Origin of the sequence: Streptomyces sp. NPDC050534 (assembly GCF_044457745.1) — a bacterium.
In the GTDB taxonomy this organism is placed as follows: domain Bacteria; phylum Actinomycetota; class Actinomycetes; order Streptomycetales; family Streptomycetaceae; genus Streptomyces.
The window spans coordinates 325074-344916 of record NZ_JBITHF010000009.1; the positions used below are offsets into that span (position 1 = coordinate 325074).

23 protein-coding genes are annotated in these 19843 nt (G+C 71.8%); 6 read left to right on the plus strand and 17 right to left on the minus strand.

Features of this window, described 5'->3' with window-relative positions; all coding sequences use genetic code 11:
* The first annotated feature begins 40 nt into the window (after positions 1–40).
* A complete protein-coding gene (locus ACIBN2_RS29360) occupies positions 41–541 on the plus strand; it encodes a cupin domain-containing protein (RefSeq protein WP_399138728.1) in 501 nt (166 codons plus the stop codon).
* A gap of 15 nt (positions 542–556) precedes the next feature.
* Here ACIBN2_RS29360 and ACIBN2_RS29365 read toward each other — a convergent pair whose 3' ends face one another.
* From ACIBN2_RS29365 to paaN, 11 genes are all read right to left on the minus strand, one after another.
* Positions 557–1363 (minus strand): transglutaminase domain-containing protein, encoded by an 807-nt coding sequence (locus ACIBN2_RS29365; RefSeq protein ID WP_399138730.1) that lies wholly within the window; start codon positions 1361–1363, stop codon positions 557–559.
* A gap of 95 nt (positions 1364–1458) precedes the next feature.
* The gene (gene paaE / locus ACIBN2_RS29370; protein WP_399138731.1) at positions 1459–2577 is read right to left on the minus strand and encodes a 1,2-phenylacetyl-CoA epoxidase subunit PaaE; all 1119 of its coding nucleotides are present in this window, start codon (positions 2575–2577) and stop codon (positions 1459–1461) included.
* Positions 2577–3092: a 1,2-phenylacetyl-CoA epoxidase subunit PaaD gene (paaD, locus tag ACIBN2_RS29375; protein ID WP_399138733.1), complete on the minus strand. Its 516-nt coding sequence runs from the start codon at positions 3090–3092 to the stop codon at positions 2577–2579. Before paaD ends, paaE begins: the two co-directional genes overlap by 1 nt.
* The gene (gene paaC, locus ACIBN2_RS29380; protein ID WP_399138735.1) at positions 3086–3919 is read right to left on the minus strand and encodes a 1,2-phenylacetyl-CoA epoxidase subunit PaaC; all 834 of its coding nucleotides are present in this window, start codon (positions 3917–3919) and stop codon (positions 3086–3088) included. Before paaC ends, paaD begins: the two co-directional genes overlap by 7 nt.
* 9 nt (positions 3920–3928) lie before the next feature.
* Positions 3929–4222: a 1,2-phenylacetyl-CoA epoxidase subunit PaaB gene (paaB, locus tag ACIBN2_RS29385; protein ID WP_399138737.1), complete on the minus strand. Its 294-nt coding sequence runs from the start codon at positions 4220–4222 to the stop codon at positions 3929–3931.
* On the minus strand, positions 4219–5205 hold the full coding sequence (gene paaA, locus ACIBN2_RS29390; RefSeq protein WP_399138738.1) for a 1,2-phenylacetyl-CoA epoxidase subunit PaaA: 987 nt from the start codon (positions 5203–5205) through the stop codon (positions 4219–4221). The genes paaB and paaA overlap by 4 nt, the downstream gene beginning before the upstream one ends.
* An 82-nt stretch (positions 5206–5287) precedes the next feature.
* Positions 5288–6097 (minus strand): enoyl-CoA hydratase/isomerase family protein, encoded by an 810-nt coding sequence (locus tag ACIBN2_RS29395; RefSeq protein WP_399138740.1) that lies wholly within the window; start codon positions 6095–6097, stop codon positions 5288–5290.
* Positions 6088–6942 (minus strand): 3-hydroxyacyl-CoA dehydrogenase family protein, encoded by an 855-nt coding sequence (locus ACIBN2_RS29400; protein WP_399138742.1) that lies wholly within the window; start codon positions 6940–6942, stop codon positions 6088–6090. The genes ACIBN2_RS29395 and ACIBN2_RS29400 overlap by 10 nt, the downstream gene beginning before the upstream one ends.
* Positions 6939–7688, minus strand: a complete 750-nt coding sequence (locus tag ACIBN2_RS29405) for an enoyl-CoA hydratase/isomerase family protein (RefSeq protein WP_399138743.1) — start codon at positions 7686–7688, stop codon at positions 6939–6941. Before ACIBN2_RS29405 ends, ACIBN2_RS29400 begins: the two co-directional genes overlap by 4 nt.
* Positions 7685–8908, minus strand: coding sequence for a thiolase family protein (locus ACIBN2_RS29410; protein WP_399138745.1), 1224 nt, complete (start codon positions 8906–8908; stop codon positions 7685–7687). The genes ACIBN2_RS29405 and ACIBN2_RS29410 overlap by 4 nt, the downstream gene beginning before the upstream one ends.
* Positions 8908–10620, minus strand: a complete 1713-nt coding sequence (paaN, locus tag ACIBN2_RS29415; RefSeq protein WP_399138747.1) for a phenylacetic acid degradation protein PaaN — start codon at positions 10618–10620, stop codon at positions 8908–8910. Before paaN ends, ACIBN2_RS29410 begins: the two co-directional genes overlap by 1 nt.
* Before the next feature lie 96 nt (positions 10621–10716).
* On the opposite strand from paaN, the gene paaI reads away from it, so the two are divergent.
* Entirely contained in the window at positions 10717–11148 is a 432-nt protein-coding gene (gene paaI / locus ACIBN2_RS29420) for a hydroxyphenylacetyl-CoA thioesterase PaaI (RefSeq protein ID WP_393869206.1), read from the plus strand.
* On the plus strand, positions 11145–12491 hold the full coding sequence (gene paaK, locus ACIBN2_RS29425) for a phenylacetate--CoA ligase PaaK (protein WP_399138750.1): 1347 nt from the start codon (positions 11145–11147) through the stop codon (positions 12489–12491). The genes paaI and paaK overlap by 4 nt, the downstream gene beginning before the upstream one ends.
* A gap of 55 nt (positions 12492–12546) precedes the next feature.
* Here the strand turns inward: paaK and ACIBN2_RS29430 are convergent, their stop codons facing one another.
* Positions 12547–13446, minus strand: a complete 900-nt coding sequence (locus tag ACIBN2_RS29430; RefSeq protein ID WP_399138752.1) for a LysR family transcriptional regulator — start codon at positions 13444–13446, stop codon at positions 12547–12549.
* 70 nt (positions 13447–13516) lie between these two features.
* On the opposite strand from ACIBN2_RS29430, the gene ACIBN2_RS29435 reads away from it, so the two are divergent.
* The gene (locus tag ACIBN2_RS29435) at positions 13517–14113 is read left to right on the plus strand and encodes a short chain dehydrogenase (RefSeq protein ID WP_399138753.1); all 597 of its coding nucleotides are present in this window, start codon (positions 13517–13519) and stop codon (positions 14111–14113) included.
* A 31-nt stretch (positions 14114–14144) separates the two neighbouring features.
* On the opposite strand, the gene ACIBN2_RS29440 is transcribed toward ACIBN2_RS29435, so the two are convergent.
* From ACIBN2_RS29440 to ACIBN2_RS29450, 3 genes are read right to left on the minus strand one after another with little or no spacing between them, the layout of a single operon-like run.
* Positions 14145–14483, minus strand: coding sequence for an STAS domain-containing protein (locus tag ACIBN2_RS29440; RefSeq protein WP_399138755.1), 339 nt, complete (start codon positions 14481–14483; stop codon positions 14145–14147).
* Positions 14480–15763, minus strand: a complete 1284-nt coding sequence (locus ACIBN2_RS29445; RefSeq protein WP_399138988.1) for a PP2C family protein-serine/threonine phosphatase — start codon at positions 15761–15763, stop codon at positions 14480–14482. Before ACIBN2_RS29445 ends, ACIBN2_RS29440 begins: the two co-directional genes overlap by 4 nt.
* Complete coding sequence (locus ACIBN2_RS29450) at positions 15763–16566, minus strand: alpha/beta fold hydrolase (protein WP_399138757.1); 804 nt, start codon at positions 16564–16566, stop codon at positions 15763–15765. The genes ACIBN2_RS29445 and ACIBN2_RS29450 overlap by 1 nt, the downstream gene beginning before the upstream one ends.
* A gap of 200 nt (positions 16567–16766) precedes the next feature.
* Here ACIBN2_RS29450 and ACIBN2_RS29455 point away from each other — a divergent pair, with 200 nt between their 5' ends.
* Positions 16767–17180 (plus strand): NUDIX domain-containing protein, encoded by a 414-nt coding sequence (locus ACIBN2_RS29455; protein WP_399138759.1) that lies wholly within the window; start codon positions 16767–16769, stop codon positions 17178–17180.
* Between the two features lie 21 nt (positions 17181–17201).
* On the opposite strand, the gene ACIBN2_RS29460 is transcribed toward ACIBN2_RS29455, so the two are convergent.
* Both ACIBN2_RS29460 and ACIBN2_RS29465 read right to left on the minus strand, forming a co-directional pair.
* Positions 17202–17900, minus strand: coding sequence for a DUF899 domain-containing protein (locus ACIBN2_RS29460; protein ID WP_399138761.1), 699 nt, complete (start codon positions 17898–17900; stop codon positions 17202–17204).
* Positions 17901–17965: 65 nt separating this feature from the next.
* Positions 17966–18673, minus strand: a complete 708-nt coding sequence (locus ACIBN2_RS29465) for an AraC family transcriptional regulator (protein ID WP_399138763.1) — start codon at positions 18671–18673, stop codon at positions 17966–17968.
* 150 nt (positions 18674–18823) lie between these two features.
* Here ACIBN2_RS29465 and ACIBN2_RS29470 point away from each other — a divergent pair, with 150 nt between their 5' ends.
* Entirely contained in the window at positions 18824–19816 is a 993-nt protein-coding gene (locus ACIBN2_RS29470; RefSeq protein ID WP_399138764.1) for a zinc-binding dehydrogenase, read from the plus strand.
* The last annotated feature ends 27 nt before the right edge of the window (positions 19817–19843 follow it).

The following is a 19843-nucleotide window of genomic DNA, read 5'->3' on the forward strand; positions in this document are numbered from 1 at the left end:
TGAGATTATCAAGGCTGAGGGAAATCGAGGGGTACCCAGCATGTCCGCATCCAACCTGCCGCCCGCCGCCGTTCTGACCCGCAAGGCCGAGGCCGAGACCTGTGCCGATCCGAGCAGCGTCATGACCTTGCTCGCCGACTCGGACGGCACCGCGGGCGGCTTCACGACCTACCGGTCCACTTTCGCGAAGGGGGCCGTGGGGGCTCCGGCCCACTTCCACACCCGGGCGTCGGAACTGTTCTTCGTGATCGGCGGGGCACTCAAGGTCCTGGTGGGCGAAGAGGTCACCGTCCTCGAGGAAGGCGACTTCCTCGCGGTTCCGCCCCACACCCCGCACGCCTTCGCGGCAGCGCCGGACCGCGAGGCGGACGTCCTGTTCGTCTTCACCCCCGGCATGGGCAGGTTCGACTACCTGCGTCTGCTCGGCCGGGTGATGCGGGGCGAGGCGGACCCGAAGGAGATCGCCGAGTCCTCCGAGCGCTTCGACAACCACTATGTCGACAGCCCGGTGTGGCGCGCGGCCCTGGAGGGATCCGCCTGATCGACCCCGCGGCCGCTAGACGCCCGCCGCGCGGCGCCCGAGGACCGGCTCGGCGACGGTCCTCGCCGTCGGGCAGAGCGTCTGTCCGTGCCGGGCGAAGAGTGCGTCGCGCGAGTCGAAGTGGCCCAGGTCGGCCAGGACGTACGCCGAGAGGTCGCACGCCGCGCCGGAGGCCGGGCAGAGGGTCGACCCGTCCCAGTCGATCGCCGTCCTGGACAACGCCTCGAACAGCGTCTCCGCGCCGGAGTTGGTGAAGCCACCGCCGGCGCCCTCGCTCAACTCACCCAGATCGCCGAAGAGTTCCGACACGGGCAGCCAGGGCGCCGTGGAGTGGTCCGCCGCCGACAGGCCCTCGAGGCGGAATTCCGGCCAGGCGAGCACCACTTGGTGCGGGACGAGCCGCCGCAACCGGGGGAACCGCGGATACCAGAACGTCCCGTCCACCAGCAGCCCGCGCACCCGCGTGGGCACCCCCGAAGCCCGCGCCACGGATTCCAGCACGGCCAGCCGCTGGCTGCACGACCCGCGGCCGCGGCGCAGCACCTGGGACACGGGCCGCGCGTCATCCACCGAGTACACCGGACGTACGGTCGCGGCGATACACCGGTGGGCCTGGCGCAGAGCGGCCATCCGGTGGGCCGGATCCGCGGCGCCTCCCGGGCCGGCCGTCATGTCGATCATGTCGATGCGCCGCAGCAGCGAAGCGACCTGCGGATGCCGCCAGTCGAGGATCCGTGTCGGGGCCGTGCCCCCCGCGACCGTCTCACCCTCGGCCGAGGCCGCGCGGACGCGGCCTCGCGTCATGAGCAGTGAACTCGTCATGGCGTGGCCCCCTCGACCGGCGATCCCAGCGACACGACGCATCATGACAGAGGTTTTGAACACGTTCAACTACTGCCCGGGCGGGCAGCCGCACCTCAGGAGTCGTAGTCGACGGTCAGGGTGTCCGAGCAGGGGAAGGTCTGGCAGGTCAGCACATAGCCGGCGTCAACCTCGGCGGGCTCCAGCGCGTAGTTGCGCCGCATGTCCGCCTCGCCCTCGGTCACCCGGGCGCGGCAGGTGCCGCAGACTCCGCCCTTGCAGGCGAACGGCAGGTCGGAGCGTACGCGGGAGGCCGAGTCCAGGATGGAGGACTCCCGGGAGAGCGCGGAGGTGGTGCTACGGCCGTCCAGGACGATGGTGACCTCGCTGACCGGGCCGTCGGCCTTGGTCTCCTCGTGCCGCACCGGAGAGAACGGCTCCTCGCCCGCGAAGAAGAGCTCCTGGTGGATCCGGCTCTCGGGCACCCCCAGTTCCGTGAGGACCTTCTGGGCTTCGAGGACCATGCCGTGGGGGCCGCACAACCACCAGTGGTCCGCCTCGGAGACGTCGACCAGGCCGTCGACGAGCGCGGCGAGACGGTCCGCGTCGAGGCGGCCGGTCAGCAGGTCGGCCTCGCGCGGCTCCCGGGACAGCACGTGCGCGAGCTGGAAGCGGGCGGGGTAGAGGTCCTTGAGGTCGGCCAGTTCGTCGGCGAACATCACCGAGTCCGTACGGCGGTTGCCGTAGAACAGGGTGACGCGTGAGCCGTCGTCGGCGGCGAGGACGGACTCGGCGATGGAGACCATGGGCGTGATGCCCGAGCCGGCCGCGATGAGCACGTGGTGTCCGGGCGTGGTCAGGTCGGGGGTGAACACACCCACCGGACCCATCACCTCGACGGTGTCGCCGGGCTTGATCTCGCTCACCAGCCAGGAGGAGAACAGACCGCCGGGTACCACGCGGACACCGATGCGGGGCCGGGAACCCGCCGGGGAGCAGATGGAGTACGAGCGCCGCTCGTCCCGTCCCTCGACCTCACGGCGCAGGGTGAGCGACTGGCCCGGCTCGAAGGCGAACTCCTGCGCCAGTTCCTCGGGCACGTCGAAGCTCACCGCGACGGCGTCCTCGCACAGGTGCTGCACGTCCGCGACCCGCAGCGGGTGGAAGGCCGGACGCCGGCGGGCCCGTCGCACCGGCGAGGGGGCGGCGGCGTCGGTGGCCAACAGGTCCTCCATCAGATCTCCTTGACGTACTCGAACGGTTCCTGGCAGGCGCGGCAGCGCCACAACGCCTTGCAGGAGGTGGCGCCGAAGCGGGAGGTCTCCTCCGTGTCCGTCGCGCCGCAGCGCGGGCAGGGCACCACACGCCGGGTCGGGGACAGCAGGAGCGGCACCGGGCCCGCCGAGGGGCGCGGCGCCGGTCCGGGCGGCGCGATCCCGTGCTCGGCGAGCTTGCGGCGGCCCTCGGCGGTGATCCAGTCACTGGACCACGGCGGGTCCAGGACCGTGCGGACCTCCACCTGCTCGTAGCCGGCACCCTTGAGGCTCGCCGCGACACCGGCACGCATCTCGGCCATGGCCGGGCACCCCGAGTACGTCGGCGTGAGGGAGGCGACGACCGTGCCGTCCGCATCGACCGTCACGTCCCGCAGCACGCCGAGGTCGGCGAGGGTGAGCATGGGCAGCTCGGGGTCGGGCACCTGCTCGGCGATGTGCCGGGCGCGCCGGTCGGCGGTGAGCGTGGTCACCATGTCGCCTCCGGGTGGGCGCGGGCCACAGCCTGCAGTTCCGCCAGCAGCGGGGCGAGGTGCTCGGTGTGGGCGCCCTCGCGTCCGCCGGCGGCGGCCGGCTGCGGCATGTCGGGCAGGTTCAGGCCCGCGGCCCCGGTGACCTGCTCCAGCACCGCGAGCACCGCGGTCCGGGCATCGTGGGCGGCGAACAACTCGCCCAGGTGCGCGGACACTTGGTCGAGGCCGTCCTGCATGCGCCGGTGGGACTCGTCCGTTCCGTCGCCCAGCCGGACGACCCATTCGGCCGCGTACTGCCGGTGGTAGGTCAGTTCCTTCACGCCCTTGGCGGCGATGGCGGCGAGCACCGGGTCGGCGGAGCCGGCGAGCCGCTCGAAGTGGGCCAGGCGCCAGCTGGAGAGGACCAGCAGCCGGGCGACGGAGAACGCGAAGTCCCCGTTGGGCAGTTCGGCCAGGCGTACGTTGCGGAACTCGTCCGCGTCACGGAAGTAGGCGTACGCGTCCTCGCCGCGCTCCGTGCCGTCGACCTGGCCGCAGCGGGCGTAGAGCAGCCGGGCCTGGCCGAGGAAGTCGAGGCCGAGGTTGGCGAGGGCGACCTCCTCCTCCAACTCCGGTGCGCGCGTGGTCCATTCGGCCAGCCGCTGGGCGGTGACGAGGGCGTCGTCGCCCAGCGCCAGGCAGATCGCGGCCAGTTCGTCCCGGTCGACGTTCTCGGGAACGGCCGTGCTGACGCCGTGCAGCGGGTCCTCGAAACCCGTGCCGAAGGCCCAGCGGGCGTCGCCGTCGTCGTGTCCCTCGGCGAGGGTCATGTAGACGTGGTCGTCACTCATGCCCTGCTCCTAGATGTGGGGGACGTCGTCGGGAATGTCGTAGAAGGTGGGGTGGCGGTACACCTTGTCCGCGCTGGGGGCGAAGAACGGGTCCTTCTCGTCGCGGGTGGAGGCGGCGATGTGCTCGGAGCGCACCACCCAGATGCTCACGCCCTCGTTGCGGCGGGTATAGAGGTCCCGCGCGTGCGTCAGCGCCATCGCGTCGTCGGCGGCGTGCAGCGAGCCGACATGGACGTGGTTGAGGCCGCGCTTGCCGCGCACAAACACCTCGTACAGGGGCCAACCGTGCTTGCCGGAGGTCATGCCACCGCTCCCTTCGCAGCGCGGGCCGCCTGCTTGGCAGCGTGCGCACTGGCCGCTTCGCGCACCCAGGCGCCGTCTTCGTGAGCGGCTCGTCGCCGCTCGATCCGTTCGGTGTTGCAGGGGCCGTCTCCCTTGATGACCCGCATGAGCTCGTCCCAGTCCGGCGTGCCGAAGTCGTGGCGGCCGCGCTCCTCGTTCCAGCGCAGCTCCGGGTCGGGCAGGGTGACGCCGAGCTTCTCGGCCTGCGGGACGGTCATGTCGACGAAGCGCTGACGGAGTTCGTCGTTGCTGTGCCGCTTGATCTTCCAGGCCATGGACTGCGCCGAGTTGGGCGAGGCTTCGTCGGGCGGGCCGAACATCATCAGGGACGGCCACCACCAGCGGTTCACCGCGTCCCGCACCATCTCCCGCTGGGCCTCGGTGCCGCGCATCATCGTCATCAGCAGTTCGTAGCCCTGCCGCTGGTGGAAGGACTCCTCCTTGCAGATCCGCACCATGGCGCGTGCGTACGGGCCGTAGGACGAACGGCACAGCGGCACCTGGTTGCAGATGGCGGCGCCGTCCACGAACCAGCCGATCACGCCGACGTCCGCGAAGCTCAGCGTCGGGTAGTTGAAGATCGACGAGTACTTCTGGCGCCCCTCGATCAGCCGCTCGGTGAGCTCGGCACGGTCGGCGCCGAGGGTCTCGGCCGCCGAGTACAGGTAGAGGCCGTGTCCCGCCTCGTCCTGGACCTTGGCGAACAGGATCGCCTTGCGGCGCAGTGACGGCGCGCGCGTGATCCACTCACCCTCCGGCTGCATGCCGATGATCTCCGAGTGCGCGTGCTGCGCGACCTGCCGGATCAGCGTCCTGCGGTATCCCTCGGGCATCCAGTCGCGCGGCTCGATGCGCTGATCGCGCTCGATCGTCGCCTCGAAGTGCTCCTGCAGCGCGGGCGGAGCGCCGTCGGGGGCCGACGCGTCGGCCTGCTGTGCCGTCATCCGTATCACCAATCCCAACCGACCGTTCGTTCGGTCCATGATATGCCGAGAATCCTGGGTTTCTGCAAGTGCCGCAGCGTGATCAGTTCCCGGTGAAGTCCGGCTGCCGTCCGTCGAGGAAGGCGCGCACGGCGCCACGGTGGTCCTCCGTCCGCCCGAGCCGCTCCTGCGCCACGGCCTCCGCCTCCAGCAGTCCGGGCAGGTCGGCGTCCGCCGCGGTGCGCAGCAGTGCCTTCACCTCGCCGTACGCGGCCCCGGGGCCGCCGGCCAGACGCCGGGCCAGGCCCAGCCCCTCCTCGGCCGCCGTGCCGTCCGCCACGACGCGGTGGACGAGACCCCACCGCTCGGCCTCCCCGCCGTCGAAGCGATCGCCGAGGAGCATGAGCGCGGCCGCCCGCGAGGGGCCGACCGCCTGCGCCAGTGAGCCGCTGAGCCCGCTGTCGGCCGCCAGGCCGATGCCCGTGAACGCGGTGGCGAAGCGCGCCCCCTGGGCGGCCACCCGGACGTCGGCGCACAGCACGAGGCCGAGCCCGGCGCCGACGCAGGCGCCCTCGACGGCCGCGACGACCGGCTGCGGCAGGGCGCGCAACTCCGTCACCAGCGGGTTGTACTCCTCCCGCACGACGTCGAAGGCCGACTCCGGGCGGGTCTCGAGGGCGTGCGCGTGCTCCTTGAGGTCCTGGCCGACGCAGAAGTGCCGGCCCCGCGCGGCCAGGAGGACCGAGCGCACCCGGTCGCCGTCCGCGCGGACCTGCCGCACGGCGGCCAGCAGCCCGCGGCGCAGGGCCGCGTCGAGGGCGTTGCCCGCCGACGGACGGCGCAGCTCGACGACCGCCACGCCGTCGCCCAGGGTGTAGCCGACGGTGCCCTCGCCGGCCTGGGTCACCGCCATGCGTAGAACCCCTGTCCGCTCTTGCGGCCGAGTTCGCCGCGGGCGACCTTGTCGCGCAGCAGCTGCGGTGGGGCGAAGCGCTCGCCGAGGGTGGCGTGGAGGTGTTCCGCGATGGCCAGGCGCACGTCCAGGCCGACCAGGTCGGTCAGGCGGAGCGGGCCCATGGGGTGCTTGTAGCCGAGGCGCATCGCGTCGTCGATGGCCTCGGGTTCCGCCACGCCCTCCTCGACCATGCGGATGGCCTCCAGCCCCAGGGCGAGGCCGAGGCGGCTGCTGGCGAAGCCGGGCGAGTCCTTGACGACGACGTCCTTCTTGCCGAGGCAGTGCGTCCAGGCCAGGGCGGCGTCCACGGTCGCGGACTCGGTGCCGGGCGCCGGCACGATCTCGACCAGTTCCGAGGCGGGCACCGGGTTGAAGAAGTGCATGCCCAGGAACCGGCCGGGCCGGGTGAGAGCGGCGGACAGTTCGGTGACGGACAGCGAGCTGGTGTTGCTGGCCAGCACGGTCGTCCCGCTCACCGCCGCTTCGGCCGCGGCGAGGACCCGGGCCTTGAGCGCGGGGTCCTCGGGCACGGCCTCGACGACCAGGTCGGCGTCCGCGGGCAGGGCGTCCACCGACTCCACGGTGCCGACCCTGGCGAGGATCCGGTCGGCGGGCTCGGGCAGCCGGTCGCGTTCGGCGGCCCGCTTCAGTCCCGTCGCCACCCGGTCCAGTGCGGCGGCGGCCGCCTCGGCGCCGCTCTCGACGATCGTGACGGCCGAGCCGGCGGTCGCGTAGGACTGGGCTATGCCCGCGCCCATCCGGCCGCCGCCGATCACCGCGACGACTGCGGGTGCGCTGCTCATGCTCGGCTCCTCTTCTCCAGGAAGCGGGTCATCCGCTCCCTCTTGTCCTCGCCCTCGAACAGCACGGCCTGCGCCAGGTCGTCGGCGACCGGATGCGCGCCGGGCGAGTCGACGACCAGCTTGGTCAGGCGCAGTGCGGTGGCCGAGGAACGGCCCATCCGGTCGAGCAACGCGTGGGCCGCGTCGAGCAGTTCGTCCGCCGGTACGACGTCGATGACCAGGCCGGCCGCGAGCGCCGCGCGTGCGTCGAGGTTCCGGCCCGCGAGCAGCACCTGCTTGGCGACGGACTCCCCCACCAGCTCGGGCAGGCGCCAGCAGGCGCCCGCGGCGGCGAGGATGCCCAGGCCCGGCTCCGGGTTGCCGAAGACGGCGTCGGGTCCGGCGATGCGGATGTCGCACGCGTACGACAGCTCCGCGCCGCCGCCCAGGGCCCAGCCGTCGACGGCGGCGACGGTGGGCAGGGGCAGCCGCCGTACCCGCTCGAACAGGCGGCTGTTGATGCCCCGAAGCGCTTCGTCCCGGCCGCGCCGGAGCAGCTCGGCGATGTCGGCGCCGCCCGCGAACACCCGGCCGTGGCCCGTGAGGAGCAGCAGACGCGGTTCGCGCTCCAACAGGGCGCAGACGTCGTGCAGTTCGTCGATCATGCGGCCGCTGATGGCGTTGCGGGCCTCGGGGCGGTGGAGGGTGACGATCACCCGGTCGTCGCGCTCCTCGACCAGCAGCGTGTCGTAGTCCGTGTCGCTCATACCCGCTCCACCAGCATCGCCATGCCCTGCCCGACGCCGACGCACAGGGTGGCGAGGCCCCGCGCCGCGTCCTCGCGCTCCAGACGTCCGAGCAGGGTCAGCAGGATGCGGGCGCCGGAGCAGCCCAGCGGGTGGCCGAGCGCGATGGCGCCGCCGTCGGCGTTGACCTTGTCCTCGTCGAGCTTCAGTCGGCGCATCACAGCCAGGGCCTGCGCGGCGAAGGCTTCGTTGAGTTCGACTGCGTCCAGGTCGGCCGTCTGCCAGCCGGCCCGGGCGAGGGCCTTCTCGGTGGCGGGCACCGGTCCGAGGCCCATCACGTTGGGCTGGACGCCGGCCGAGGCGGAGGTGACGATCCGGGCCCGCGGGGTGAGCCCGTACCGCTCGACGGCCGACGCGCTCGCCACGATCAGGGCCGCGGCGCCGTCGGAGAGGGGCGAGGACGAGCCGGCGGTGACGATGCCGTCCTTGCGGAAGATGGTCCGCAGGCCGCCGAGCTTCTCCAGGGTGGTGGCAGGGCGCGGCCCTTCGTCCCGGGTGACTTCGCCGTCCCGTACGGGAACCGCCACGATCTCGCGGTCGAAGCGGCCGGCTTCCTGGGCGGCGACCGCCCGCTGGTGGCTGCGCAGCGCGAAGGCGTCGGAGTCGGCGCGGGTGATGCCGTCCAGCGCCGCGACCTCCTCGGCCGTCTCCCCCATCGACAGCGTGACCTTGACCGTCTCGGGCCCGGCGCCCGCGGGCACGGCACGGTCGGCGGCCGCGAAGCGCGGGTTGGTGAAGCGCCAGCCGAGCGAGGTGTCGTGCACCTCTCCGGGCTTGGCCCAGGGGGTTCCGGGCTTCGCCATCACCCAGGGGGCGCGGGTCATCGACTCCACGCCGCCCGCCACGACCAGGTCGGCCTCGCCGGAGCGGATCGTGTGGGCGGCGGAGGCGACGGCGGTCAGCCCGGAGGCGCACAGCCGGTTGACCGTGTAGCCGGGGACGGTGTGCGGCAGCCCGGACAGGAGCACCGCCATGCGGGCCACGTCGCGGTTGTCCTCGCCGGCCTGGTTCGCGGCGCCCAGGATCACCTCGTCCACGGCTTCGGCGGGGATGCCCGAGCGGCGTACGGCCTCACCGACGACGAGGGCCGCCAGGTCGTCGGGGCGCACCGAGGCCAGGACGCCGCCGTAGCGGCCCTGCGGGGTGCGGGCTCCGTCGATCAGATAGACGTCTTCGGGCATCAGGCGGACTCCTCGATGGGGGCGGTCACGGGGCGACGGGACTGCAGAACGGCGAAGCGGCCGGTGACGAAGGCGGCGTCGGACAGGGTGGCGCTGGCCGCGGGGTTGGCCGCGCTGCCGTGGAAGTCGCTGAAGGCGGCGGACTGGTTGACGAAGACCTGCCCGGTGAGGTTCTCGGACAGGTGCACGCCCGCGTCCAGGGCGGCTTCTTCGGCGGCGGCCAGCACCTCGTCGTCGGTGGAGTGGACGGCGGCGGTCAGGGCTCCGTGCGTGCGCACGGTGTCGCGGAACAGGTCCAGGCTGTGCCCGGTGGAGTCGGTGCCGATCACGAAGGACACCGGGCCGAACCACTCCCTGGTGAAGACCTCGCGATCGGTGTCCGCGTCCAGTCGGGCGACCAGCGGCGTGCGGACGTCCGCCTCGGCGTACTCGGGGTGCTCGACGGTCGCCGAGGCACGCACCGTACGGCCGACGCCGGCCGCCTCCTTCAGCCGGTCGCGCACACCGTCGTTGACGATGGCGCCCAGCGTCCCGGCGGCGCGCGCGGGGTCGGCGTGCAGCCGGTCCAGGGCGGCGGCGAGGTCGTCGGCGAACTCGTCGGCCGTCCGCGGGCCCTGGTCGGTGGTGATGCCGTCGCGCGGGATCAGCAGGTTCTGCGGGGTGGTGCACATCTGCCCGCTGTAGAGCGACAGGGAGAAGGCGAGGTTGCCGAGCAGACCGCGGTAGTCGTCGGTCGAGTCCAGGACGACGGTGTTGAGGCCGGCCTTCTCCGTATACACGGCGGCCTGGCGGGCGTTGGTCTCCAGCCAGTCGCCGAACGCGGTGGAACCGGTGAAGTCGACGATCCGTACGTCCGGGTCGAGGGCGAGCGTGGCCGCGGCCCTGCCTCCCGGGGCCTCGGTCACCAGGAGCACGAGGTCGGGGTCGAAGCCGGCCTCGCTCAGCACCTCGCGGGCGATGCGCACGGTGACGGCCAGGGGGAGCACGGCTCCCGGGTGCGGCTTGACGAGGACCGGGTTGCCGGTGACCAGGGACGCGAACAGTCCCGGGTAGCCGTTCCAGGTCGGAAAGGTGTTGCACGCGATGAGCAGCGACACACCGCGGCCGACCGGGGTGAACTTCTTGTCCAGGACGTGGGCGTCGCCCTTGCGCTGCGGCTTGCTCCAGCGAGCGGTGGCCGGGTGCTTCTTCTGCTCCGCCCAGGCGTAGGCGACGGCTTCCAGACCGCGGTCCTGCGCGTGCGGGCCACCTGCCTGGAAGGCCATGACGAACGCCTGGCCGGTGGTGTGCTGGACGGCGTGGGCGATCTCGAAGCTCGCCGCGTTCAGGCGGGCGAGTATCTCCGCCGCGACCCCGGCCCTGGTGTCCGGTCCGGCCGCGCGCCAGGCCGACGTGGCTCCCTTCGCCGCGGCCACCGCCGCGTCCGGCGTCACACGGGGATAGCTGATCCCGAGGGGGAAGCCGTAAGGGGAGTACTCCTCGGGCGCCACGCGCCCCTCCCCCGGGTGTCCGGGCAGGTCGAAGGGCCTGCCTAGCTGCTCGCGGAACGTGGCCTCACCGAGCTTGGCGGCGTCCTCGCCGTACACCGTCCTGCTGGGTGATTCGGGATAGGGCGTCCAGTGCTCCCGGGACTCGGTCGCGGTCACGGCCTGTTCCAGCATGTCACGGTGGCGGGTGAAGAAGTCGGGCACCTCGGGGACTCCGTTCGGCATCTGGATCGCCTCTTGACAGGCGACAGGGCGGCTTGATTACTTGGCCATGCCGCACGCTAACCGAATGTTCGGTCGGGAGACAAGGTGGTGCAGAACATGACGGAAGCCGCGCAATCGGCTCCGGCACCCGCAGAGCGCATGTTCGCCGCGGACGAGGCCTCGCAACGGCTCGGGATCGAACTGCTCGAGCAGGGCGAAGGCACCGCCGTGCTGCGCATGACGGTGACGAAGGCAATGGTGAACGGCCACGGGATCGCCCACGGCGGGTATGTGTTCCTGCTCGCCGACTCCGCCTTCGCCTGCGCCTGCAACAGCCACGGCCCCGTCACCGTCGCGTCCGGGGCGGACGTCACCTTCGTCGCCCCGGCGTACGAGGGCGACGTCCTGACGGCCACCGCCGAGGAGGTCACCCGCTTCGGTCGCAGCGGCATCTACGACGTGAGCGTGAGGCGCGGGGACGCGGTGGTCGCGGTCTTCCGCGGCCGCAGCCGCACCATCCGCGACACGCAACCTGAGGAGCCGCAATGATCAGCGACACGAAGACGCCGGCGAGCGCCCCGGCCCGCCGCGGTGAGCCCCTTCCGTCCGGCTTGCTGGACGAAGCCGAGCGCATGACCCGGCAGGAGGTGAGAGACCTCCAGCTGAAGCGCCTGCGGCAGACGCTCCACCACGCCTACGACAACGTGGAGCTGTACCGCAGGAAATTCGACCAGGCCGGCGTGCGGCCCGAGGACTGCCGGACGCTGGAGGACCTGGCGCGGTTCCCCTTCACCACCAAGGCGGACCTGCGCGAGACCTACCCCTTCGGGATGTTCGCCGTCCCCATGTCCGAGGTGCGGCGCATCCACGCCTCCAGCGGCACGACCGGACGCCCGACGGTGGTCGGTTACACCGAGAACGACCTGTCGAACTGGGCGGACCTCATCGCCCGCTCCATCCGCGCGGCCGGCGGGCGCCCGGGCCACAAGGTCCACATCAGCTACGGCTACGGCCTGTTCACCGGTGGCCTCGGCGCGCACTACGGCGCCGAGCGGGCCGGCTGCACGGTGATTCCCGCCTCGGGCGGCATGACGGCCCGGCAGGTGCAGATCATCCAGGACTTCGAGCCCGACATCATCATGGTGACGCCGTCCTACATGCTCACGCTGCTCGACGAGTTCGAGCGCCAGGGCGTCGATCCGCGCTCGACCTCCCTGAAGGTGGGCATCTTCGGCGCCGAACCGTGGACGGAGGAGATGCGCCGCGAGATCGAGGAGCGCTTGGACATCCACGCGGTGGACATCTACGGCCTGTCCGAGGTGATGGGTCCCGGTGTCGCGCAGGAGTGCGTGGAGACCAAGGACGGACTGCACGTGTGGGAGGACCACTTCGTGCCCGAGATCGTCGACCCCATCACGGACGACGTCCTCGCCGACGGCGAGAGCGGCGAGCTCGTCTTCACCTCGCTCACCAAGGAAGCACTGCCCGTCATCCGGTACCGCACAAGGGACTTGACCCGGCTGCTGCCCGGCACGGCACGGGCCGGACTCCGCCGTATCGAGAAGATCACCGGCCGCTGCGACGACATGATCATTCTGCGTGGGGTCAACGTCTTCCCCACCCAGATCGAGGAAGTCGTGCTGCGCACGCCCGGCGTCGCCCCGCACTTCCAGATCCAGCTCAGCACGCGCGGCCGGATGGACCACATGACCGTCCGCGTCGAAGCACGGCCGGACGCCGGTCCGGAACAGCGCGCGACGGCCGCCAAGGCCATCACCAAGGGCGTCAAGGACGGCGTCGGCGTGAGCGTGGAGGTCGTCGTCGTGGAGCCCGAGACCCTGGAGCGCTCCCTCGGCAAACTCCGCAGGATCAAGGACGAACGCCGGTCGTGACACGATCTCGTGCCGCAATGGCGCAGTAAGCACCACGCCCCCCTGGGGGCATCCTTCACGACGCCGGCAACGACCCGCTGGGGCCTCGTCCTTCGCCGGCGGTGGCATGCTGCCGGGCGAGGTGCAGGAATGCCTCGGTGGCCGGGTGGGTCGGGACCGCGGGCCAGGCCAGGTGGACGGTGACGAAGTCCGCGTCGGTGAGCGGGAGGTAGCGGACGCCGGGGTGGGGATGGTGGTGGACCGTGCCTTCGGCCGTGACGCCGACGGCTTCCCCGGTCGCGATGACCGTGAGCCACTCGTCCACCCCCGGAACCTCGATGGTGCGGGGGGCTCGGCCCTCGGGCCAGAGCTCCACGCCGGAGGTGGCCGCCGTGGAGCACAACGCGACCAGTTCCCCGGTCATCTCGCCCAGGCGGACGCTGTCGCGCCCGGCGAGGGGGTGCCCCTCGGGCACGGCCACCATCCGCCGCTCGTGCGCCAGCACCGTGTGCGCCAGGCCGGATTCACCGGCGGGCCGGGTGCGCAGGACGGCCAGGTCCGCCACCCCCCGGCGGACGGCGGCCTCGGGGTCGTCCAGACGGCGTACCTGAACCGGGGTGTCGGGGTGCCGTTCGCGCCAGGTACGCAGCAGCGGTACGGTGTGCCGCCCCAGCGCGGCCCAGGCGAAGGCGAGATGCAGCGGCCGGGACTCCGCCCGGGCGGCCGCTTCGGCCAGGGCGTCGTCGAGTTGGGCGAGGATGCGCCGGGCCTGCTCCCACAGACGCTGCCCGGACTCGGTCAGTGCGAGCCGGCGCGTGGTCCGCTCCACCAGACGTACGCCCAGACGGCGCTCCAACTGCTCCAGGGTGCGGGAGAGCGCGGGCTGGCTGATGCGCAGGGCGAGCGCGGCGTCCGTGATGGTCCCCTCCTCGCCGATCGCGACGAGGGCCCGCAAGTGCCGCACCTCCACATTCATAACCGTGAAGCATAAGTGCTCCACCAACGGCATTACCCTCGCCCGCCGGGCCCGCCGTAGCGTCACAGGCATGAAGATTCTGCTGATCGGGGCCACCGGCAAGCTCGGGACCGCCGTCAACAAGGAACTGGCCGTCCGCGGCCATGACGTGATCACCGTCGGGCGCACCGCGGGCGACGTGCGCTGCGACATCACGGACCCGTCCCGGACCGCCGAGCTCTACCGGCAGGTCGGCCGCGTGGACGCGGTGGTCAGCGCCGCAGGCGACGTGCCCTACAGGCCGATCGCCGCCATGACGGCCGACGACTACCAGGCCGCCTTCACCGGCAAGGTGTCCGCCCAGATCGAACTCGTCCGCCAGGGACTCCCCCACGTCGCCGAGCGCGGCTCGTTCACCCTCATCACCGGCGTCCTCGCCCGCGAGCCCATCCCCACCGGCACCGCCGCCTCGATGGCCAACGGCGCCCTGGAGGCCTTCGTCCGCGCCGCCGCCATCGAGATCGCCCCGCAACGCATCAACGCCGTCAGCCCCAACGTCTTCACGGAAAGCCTCGCCGACTACGCCGCCTACTTCCCGGGTATGGGCTCGGTCGACCTCGCCCAGGTCGCCCAGGCCTACGTCCGCTCCGTGGAGGGCGGCCAGACGGGGCAGATCTACGCCCTTTGACCCGTCCGCCTGCCCCATCCGGCTCCGTGCCTCAGGCGCGGGTGGCGACGTCGCTGTCGGGGTGCAGGGGGAAGAGCTGGTCGAGGCCGACCATGCGCAGGACGCGCAGTGTGTTGGCGGGGACGGCGGCGAGCGCGATGTCCGCCCCGGCGGCGTGGGCGTGGTTGCGGGCGGCGATGAAGGCGGTGATGCCGCTGGAGTCGCAGAAGGTCAGTCCGGCCAGGTCCAGCACGAGACGCCGGCCCGGCTTCAGGTCGGTCCCGGCGATCAGTTCACGCAGCTCGCCTGCGCTGGTGTAGTCGAGCTCGCCGACGATCTCGAGCACTGGGCCGGTCGCGGCGTCTCGGGTGGTGATCTGCAGAGGGCTCATCGTCCGTTTTCCGTGGGAGAGTCGGGGGCCGGTAGGCCGAGGGCGAGCAGGGCGGTGTCGTCGTCGAGGCCGTCCCCGAAGCTGTCCAGCAGGCCGGTCAGGGCGTCGATCAAGGTCTGCGGGGGCTTGCCGGCGTGCTCGGTGGCGAAGGCGAGCAGGGACTCCTCGCCGTACATGGTGCGGTCCTCGTCGATACGGGCTTCGGTGAGGCCGTCGGTGTAGAGCAGGAGGGTGTCTCCGGGTGCCAGGACGGTCGTGGCGGTGCTGAAGCGCGCGTCGGGCAGCACGCCGACGAGGAGGCCACCGGGGGTGGGCAGGTAGTCGGCGGAGCCGTCGGCGCGCAGGATCAGCACCGGTGGGTGGCCGCCCGAGGCGAGGTGGACGGCGAACTGCCCGGTCGCGCAGTCCGGTTCGAGCGTGCCGAAGACGGCGGTGCAGTGGCGGGGGTCGCCGCTGCCGGTGTAGCGCTCGTGGAGCACCGTGTTCAGGGTGGTGAGGGCGGACACCGGGTCGGGGTCGTGCAGGGCGGCCGCGCGCAGGGTGTAGCGGGTCAGGGAGGTGACCGCGGCTGCCTGGGGCCCCTTGCCGCACACGTCACCGAGGAAGAAGGCGAAGCGCTTGCCGTCGATCGGGAAGAGGTCGTAGAAGTCGCCGCCGAGCCGGTCCGGGGAGGCGGTGTGGTAGTGGGCCGCCGTCTCCAGCCCGGGTACGGACGGCAGAATGTCCGGAAGCAGCGAGCGCTGGAGCACGGCGAGGGCGTCCTGCAGCCGCGCCCGGTCGGCCTCCGCCTGCCGGCGCGCTTCCTCGGCCGCCTTCCGGCCGCGCAGGAGTTCCTCCTCGTACGCGCGCCGCTCCCGGGCGTCGAAGACGGTGGTGCGGATCAGCAGGGGCTCGCCGGAGCTCCCCTGCTTGACCGCTGACGAGACCAGCACGGGCATCCGCCGGCCGTCGCTCTGCTTGAGCTCCAGGGCGATGCCGCTGATGTGGCCCTGCATCCGCAGCAGTGGCGCGAAGTGCGTCTCGTGGTACAGCTTTCCGCCCACGGTCAGCATGTCGGTGAACCGCATCCGGCCCACCACCGCCTCGGGCTCCAGACCGAGCCAGTCCAGCAGCGTGGCGTTGATCTTCGCGACGGTGCCGTCCATCAACGTCGAGAGATATCCGCACGGGGCACACTCGTACAGCTCGTCGGCGCTGTCCTCGAGGAGCGCCGCGAACGCCGCGTCCGCGGTCCTGTTGTCGTCGGCCTCCGGCGGGTCGGGCTGGTCGGAGCGGCACATCATCGCAGGCCCGCCAGGAAGGTCCGGAGGGCCTCGTTGGTGGCCTCGGGCGCGGACAGGTGCGGGCAGTGCCCCGTCGCGTCGAGAGTGACCAGCGTCGAGCCGGGTATCGCCTCGTGGACGAAGGCGCCGACCTCCCGGGGAGCGATGACATCGTGCGTGCAGTCCAGCACCAGCGTCGGGACCCGCACGTTTTTCAGGTCGTCCCGTGAATCCGACAGGAAGGTGGTCCGCGCGAAGACGCGCGCCATGTCGGGGTCGGTGGCACAGAAGCTGTTCGTCAGCTCGTCGCCGAGTTCGGGCCGCTCCGCGTTGCGCATGATCACCGGCGCCATCGCCGCCGACCAGCCCAGGTAGTTGGATTCCAGCGACCCGAGCAGTTCGTCGATGTCCTCGGCGCTGAAGCCGCCGCGGTAGCCGTCGTCGTCGATGTACCGGGGAGAGGGGGCGATCATCACCAGGGCCCCGATCCGGTCCGGCGCCATGTCCGCGGCCAGCAAGCCGATCATCGCGCTGACCGAGTGGCCCACGAACACCGCCTCGCGCAGATCGAGCGCCTCGCAGACCTCCACGACGTCCCGGGCGTACCCGTCGAGCGAGGAGTACCGCTCCGGCGAGAACGCGGACGCGTCCGAGCGGCCCGAGCCCACGTGGTCGAACAGCACGACCCGGTGGTCCTCGGCCAGAGCGGGCACCGTCAGCCGCCACATGTTCTGGTCACATCCGAACCCGTGGGCCAGAACCACGGTCGGTCCCTGCGGGTCGCCCGTGACGGTGACGCTGTTCCTGCGAACGATGTCCATGCCATCCAGTCTCTCAACGCCCACAAGCAACTCCGCACGCGCCCTCCATCAGCCAATATCTTGGCGGTCAGGGAAGCTGCACCTCCATACGAAAGGGCACCCCGTTGCACTCACATTCATCCCATGCCGAGAGCGGCCGCATCACGACCCGGCCCCGCACCACCCGCCCTCCGACGCCGCAGTCGGCGGTGGGGGTCGGCGTGATCGTGGTCCGGGAGGAGGGTCTGCTGCTGGGGCGGCATCGGCTCGGGACGCTGGAGTTGCCGGGTGGGACCGTGGAGCCGTACGACAGGTCGTTCGAGGAGACCGTCGTGCGTGAACTGGCCGAGGAGACCGGCCTGGTGGCCCGGACCGAGGACGTCGCGCTGCTGGGGACGCTTGTCGACCACGTGGGCGACGTCGTGCGGATCACCGTCGGCGCGGTCGTCAGGTCATGTCAGGGGCAGCCCTCGACGCAACCGGACGAGAGCGTGGGCGGATGGGAGTGGTGGCCGCTGGACCGGCTTCCCCGGCAGGATCTCTTCGAGTGCAGCGCTCAGATCCTCGCGCACTGGCGTCCCGACCTGCCCATCGACCATCCGCCCGCGCACTTCACGCCCTACGCGATGGGCTGAGGCCGTGCGCCGGCCCTCCGCTCACCCGCCGTTGCCGGCACCGGGGCCGTAGACCGCGGCGATGTCCTTCGACGACGCCCAGCGGCTGTATGTGGGCGACTGGGGCCAGCCCTCGGGTGAGTCCTGCCATTCCTCCTGGCGGCCGTACGGCAGCAGGTCGATGAGGGCGAAGGAGTGGCCGAGCTGCTCGGTGCCCCGGCCGGTGGTGTGCCAGGTGCGGTAGACGGTGTCGCCGTCGCGCAGGAACACGTTGACCGCGAATCCGCCGTCGGGCGGTGCGCCGACGTCGGACCCGAAGGAGCTGCCGGCGGTCGAGTACCAGGTCATCTTGTTGCCGGCGCGCCGCTTGTAGGCGAGCGCCTCCTGGATCGGGCCCTGGGTGACGATGACGAACCGCGCGTCGTAGCTGTCCAGGAACTCCAGCCGGGTGTACTGCGAGGTGAACCCGGTGCAGCCCGGGCACTGCCATTCCTTGCCGGCGAACCACATGTGGTTGTAGACGATCAACTGCGACTTGCCTTCGAAGACGTCCGCCAGCCGGACGGGGCCGTCCTCTCCCTCGAGGACGTAGTCGGGCACCTCCACCATGGGCAGTCGGCGACGTTCCGCGGCGATGGCGTCGAGTTCCCGCGTGGCGGCCTTCTCGCGCGCTCGTAGCGCTTCGAGGCTGCGCTCCCAGGTTGCGGCGTCGACGACGGGGGGCAGGGCGTGGGTGGTCATGGTCCCTCACAGAGCTCGTACGCAGTTCGGGTTGTCCAGAGGTGGACCCCGGCCGTCACCCAAACTCATCGGTCGCGCTCGGATCCGTTGCGGTAGCGGCCGGGTGTGGTGCCGATGATCTGGGTGAAGGCCGCGATGAAGCTGCTGGGGTTCGCCCAGCCGCAGGCATGGGCGACGCGGGTCGTGTCGTGGCCGTCGGCGAGGAGGACGAGCGCGTGGTAGATGCGCAGTTGCGTGCGCCATTCGTAGAAGGTCATGCCGAGTTCGTCGTGGAACAGCCGGCTGAGGGTGCGGCCGCCGGCCCCGATCGTCCGGCCGAGTTCGGCGAGTGAGGTGTTGTCGGAGGGCTCTGCGCGCAGGATCCGCGCGACGGCCCGCAGGCGGTCGTCCCGTGGTTCCGGCAGGTGCAGGGACTGCTCGCGCGCTTCGTGGAGTTCGTCGACGAGGACGCGGCGGAGGCGTGCGTGCGCCGCGCGGTCGTAGCCGCTCTCGGCGCCGTCGCGGAAGCGCGCGCCGGTGAGGGTGAGCAGCAGTTCGCGGACGAGGCCGGAAGCCGTGAAGACCGCGGGACGGCCGGGTACGAGCCGGGTCAGGGACGCGGGCAGGAAGAGGATCCGCATGTCGGTGCTGCTGTGCGCGCGGTGGTGGTGGGAGAAGCCGGCCGGGATCCATGCGACCCGGTTGGCGGGAACGATCGACGTTCCGCGTTCGGTGTGGACGGACAGGACGCCCCGGGCCGCGTACACCAGGTGCCCACGAGGATGGGAGTGCACCGAGCTCGTCCCGCCCGACGGCCACAGGTGCGCCCCGCCGGACGGCCATATCTGTGACGTCCAACCGGATTCGGGAAGTTGGCGGCCTACGGGCATGACATGGCATCGTACCGGTGGCAGGCCACGCCGTCGGCCGGTGACAGTGGACGCATGACGACGACGATGCGCGTGGCGGTCTGTGTCGGGGCGGGCGGCCCCGAGGTGCTGGAGATCCAGGAGCGGCCCGTGCCCGCGGTGCGGGAGGGCTGGAGCCTGGTGCGGGTGAAGGCCGCGGGCCTGAACCGGTCCGAACTGCGGACCCGCCAGGGGCACTCCCCCGGCGTGCGGTTCCCGCGTGTGCTCGGGATCGAATGCGTGGGAGTCGTGGCGGCCTCGACCGATCCGCTGCTGCCGGAGGGGACGACCGTGGCGGCGGTGATGGGCGAGATGGGCCGGGAGTTCGACGGCGGCTACGCCGAGTACGCGTTGCTGCCGAACTCGCTGCTGATGCCGATCACCACCACCTTGCCGTGGGACGTCCTGGCCGCGCTCCCCGAGACCTACCTGACCGCGCAGGGCTCGCTGGACGCGTCGGGGATCGGGCCCGGTGGCAAGGGGCGGCTGCTCATCCGTGGCGGGACGTCGTCGGTGGGGATGGCGGCCGCGTCGATCGCGCGGGGCTACGGTCTCGAGACCGCGGCCACGACCCGGCAGCCGGGCAAGGTCGCCGCGCTGACCGCGGCAGGTGTCGACCACGTGCTCCTCGACGACGGTGGGTCGCTGGTGACTCCCGTGCGCGCGATCTGGCCCGAGGGTCCCGATCATGTGCTGGATCTCGTGGGGGCGAACACGGCGGTGGACTCGCTGCGCCTGGTCCGTCGTGGCGGGACGGTGTGCGTGTCGGGCTCGCTCAGCGGGTGGGTGATCCCGGACTTCGAGCCGATCGCGATGATCCCGTCCGGCACCGGGCTCACGGCGTTCCACAGCGACGACCTCAAGGGCGGTGCGGGCGCGGCCGTGCTGCAGCGGATCGTGCGGGAGGTCGAGGCGGGCCTTCACCGGCCGAACGTGGACCGGGTGTTCGGCCTGGACGAGATCGTCGCGGCCCACCGGTACATGGAGAACGACGAAGCCACCGGGAAGCTGGTCCTGATCACCGAATAACACGTCAAGACGACCGACTGGCACGGC

What these genes read in the sequence shown, in the direction of transcription:
- ACIBN2_RS29360 (WP_399138728.1), top strand. Translation starts at nt 41, where the DNA reads ATGTCCGCATCCAACCTGCCGCCCGCCGCCGTTCTGACCCGCAAGGCC.
- ACIBN2_RS29365 (WP_399138730.1), bottom strand. Translation starts at nt 1,363, where the DNA reads ATGACGAGTTCACTGCTCATGACGCGAGGCCGCGTCCGCGCGGCCTCG.
- paaE (WP_399138731.1), bottom strand. Translation starts at nt 2,577, where the DNA reads ATGGAGGACCTGTTGGCCACCGACGCCGCCGCCCCCTCGCCGGTGCGA.
- paaD (WP_399138733.1), bottom strand. Translation starts at nt 3,092, where the DNA reads ATGGTGACCACGCTCACCGCCGACCGGCGCGCCCGGCACATCGCCGAG.
- paaC (WP_399138735.1), bottom strand. Translation starts at nt 3,919, where the DNA reads ATGAGTGACGACCACGTCTACATGACCCTCGCCGAGGGACACGACGAC.
- paaB (WP_399138737.1), bottom strand. Translation starts at nt 4,222, where the DNA reads ATGACCTCCGGCAAGCACGGTTGGCCCCTGTACGAGGTGTTTGTGCGC.
- paaA (WP_399138738.1), bottom strand. Translation starts at nt 5,205, where the DNA reads ATGACGGCACAGCAGGCCGACGCGTCGGCCCCCGACGGCGCTCCGCCC.
- ACIBN2_RS29395 (WP_399138740.1), bottom strand. Translation starts at nt 6,097, where the DNA reads ATGGCGGTGACCCAGGCCGGCGAGGGCACCGTCGGCTACACCCTGGGC.
- ACIBN2_RS29400 (WP_399138742.1), bottom strand. Translation starts at nt 6,942, where the DNA reads ATGAGCAGCGCACCCGCAGTCGTCGCGGTGATCGGCGGCGGCCGGATG.
- ACIBN2_RS29405 (WP_399138743.1), bottom strand. Translation starts at nt 7,688, where the DNA reads ATGAGCGACACGGACTACGACACGCTGCTGGTCGAGGAGCGCGACGAC.
- ACIBN2_RS29410 (WP_399138745.1), bottom strand. Translation starts at nt 8,908, where the DNA reads ATGCCCGAAGACGTCTATCTGATCGACGGAGCCCGCACCCCGCAGGGC.
- paaN (WP_399138747.1), bottom strand. Translation starts at nt 10,620, where the DNA reads ATGCCGAACGGAGTCCCCGAGGTGCCCGACTTCTTCACCCGCCACCGT.
- paaI (WP_393869206.1), top strand. Translation starts at nt 10,717, where the DNA reads ATGACGGAAGCCGCGCAATCGGCTCCGGCACCCGCAGAGCGCATGTTC.
- paaK (WP_399138750.1), top strand. Translation starts at nt 11,145, where the DNA reads ATGATCAGCGACACGAAGACGCCGGCGAGCGCCCCGGCCCGCCGCGGT.
- ACIBN2_RS29430 (WP_399138752.1), bottom strand. Translation starts at nt 13,446, where the DNA reads ATGAATGTGGAGGTGCGGCACTTGCGGGCCCTCGTCGCGATCGGCGAG.
- ACIBN2_RS29435 (WP_399138753.1), top strand. Translation starts at nt 13,517, where the DNA reads ATGAAGATTCTGCTGATCGGGGCCACCGGCAAGCTCGGGACCGCCGTC.
- ACIBN2_RS29440 (WP_399138755.1), bottom strand. Translation starts at nt 14,483, where the DNA reads ATGAGCCCTCTGCAGATCACCACCCGAGACGCCGCGACCGGCCCAGTG.
- ACIBN2_RS29445 (WP_399138988.1), bottom strand. Translation starts at nt 15,763, where the DNA reads ATGTGCCGCTCCGACCAGCCCGACCCGCCGGAGGCCGACGACAACAGG.
- ACIBN2_RS29450 (WP_399138757.1), bottom strand. Translation starts at nt 16,566, where the DNA reads ATGGACATCGTTCGCAGGAACAGCGTCACCGTCACGGGCGACCCGCAG.
- ACIBN2_RS29460 (WP_399138761.1), bottom strand. Translation starts at nt 17,900, where the DNA reads ATGACCACCCACGCCCTGCCCCCCGTCGTCGACGCCGCAACCTGGGAG.
- ACIBN2_RS29470 (WP_399138764.1), top strand. Translation starts at nt 18,824, where the DNA reads ATGACGACGACGATGCGCGTGGCGGTCTGTGTCGGGGCGGGCGGCCCC.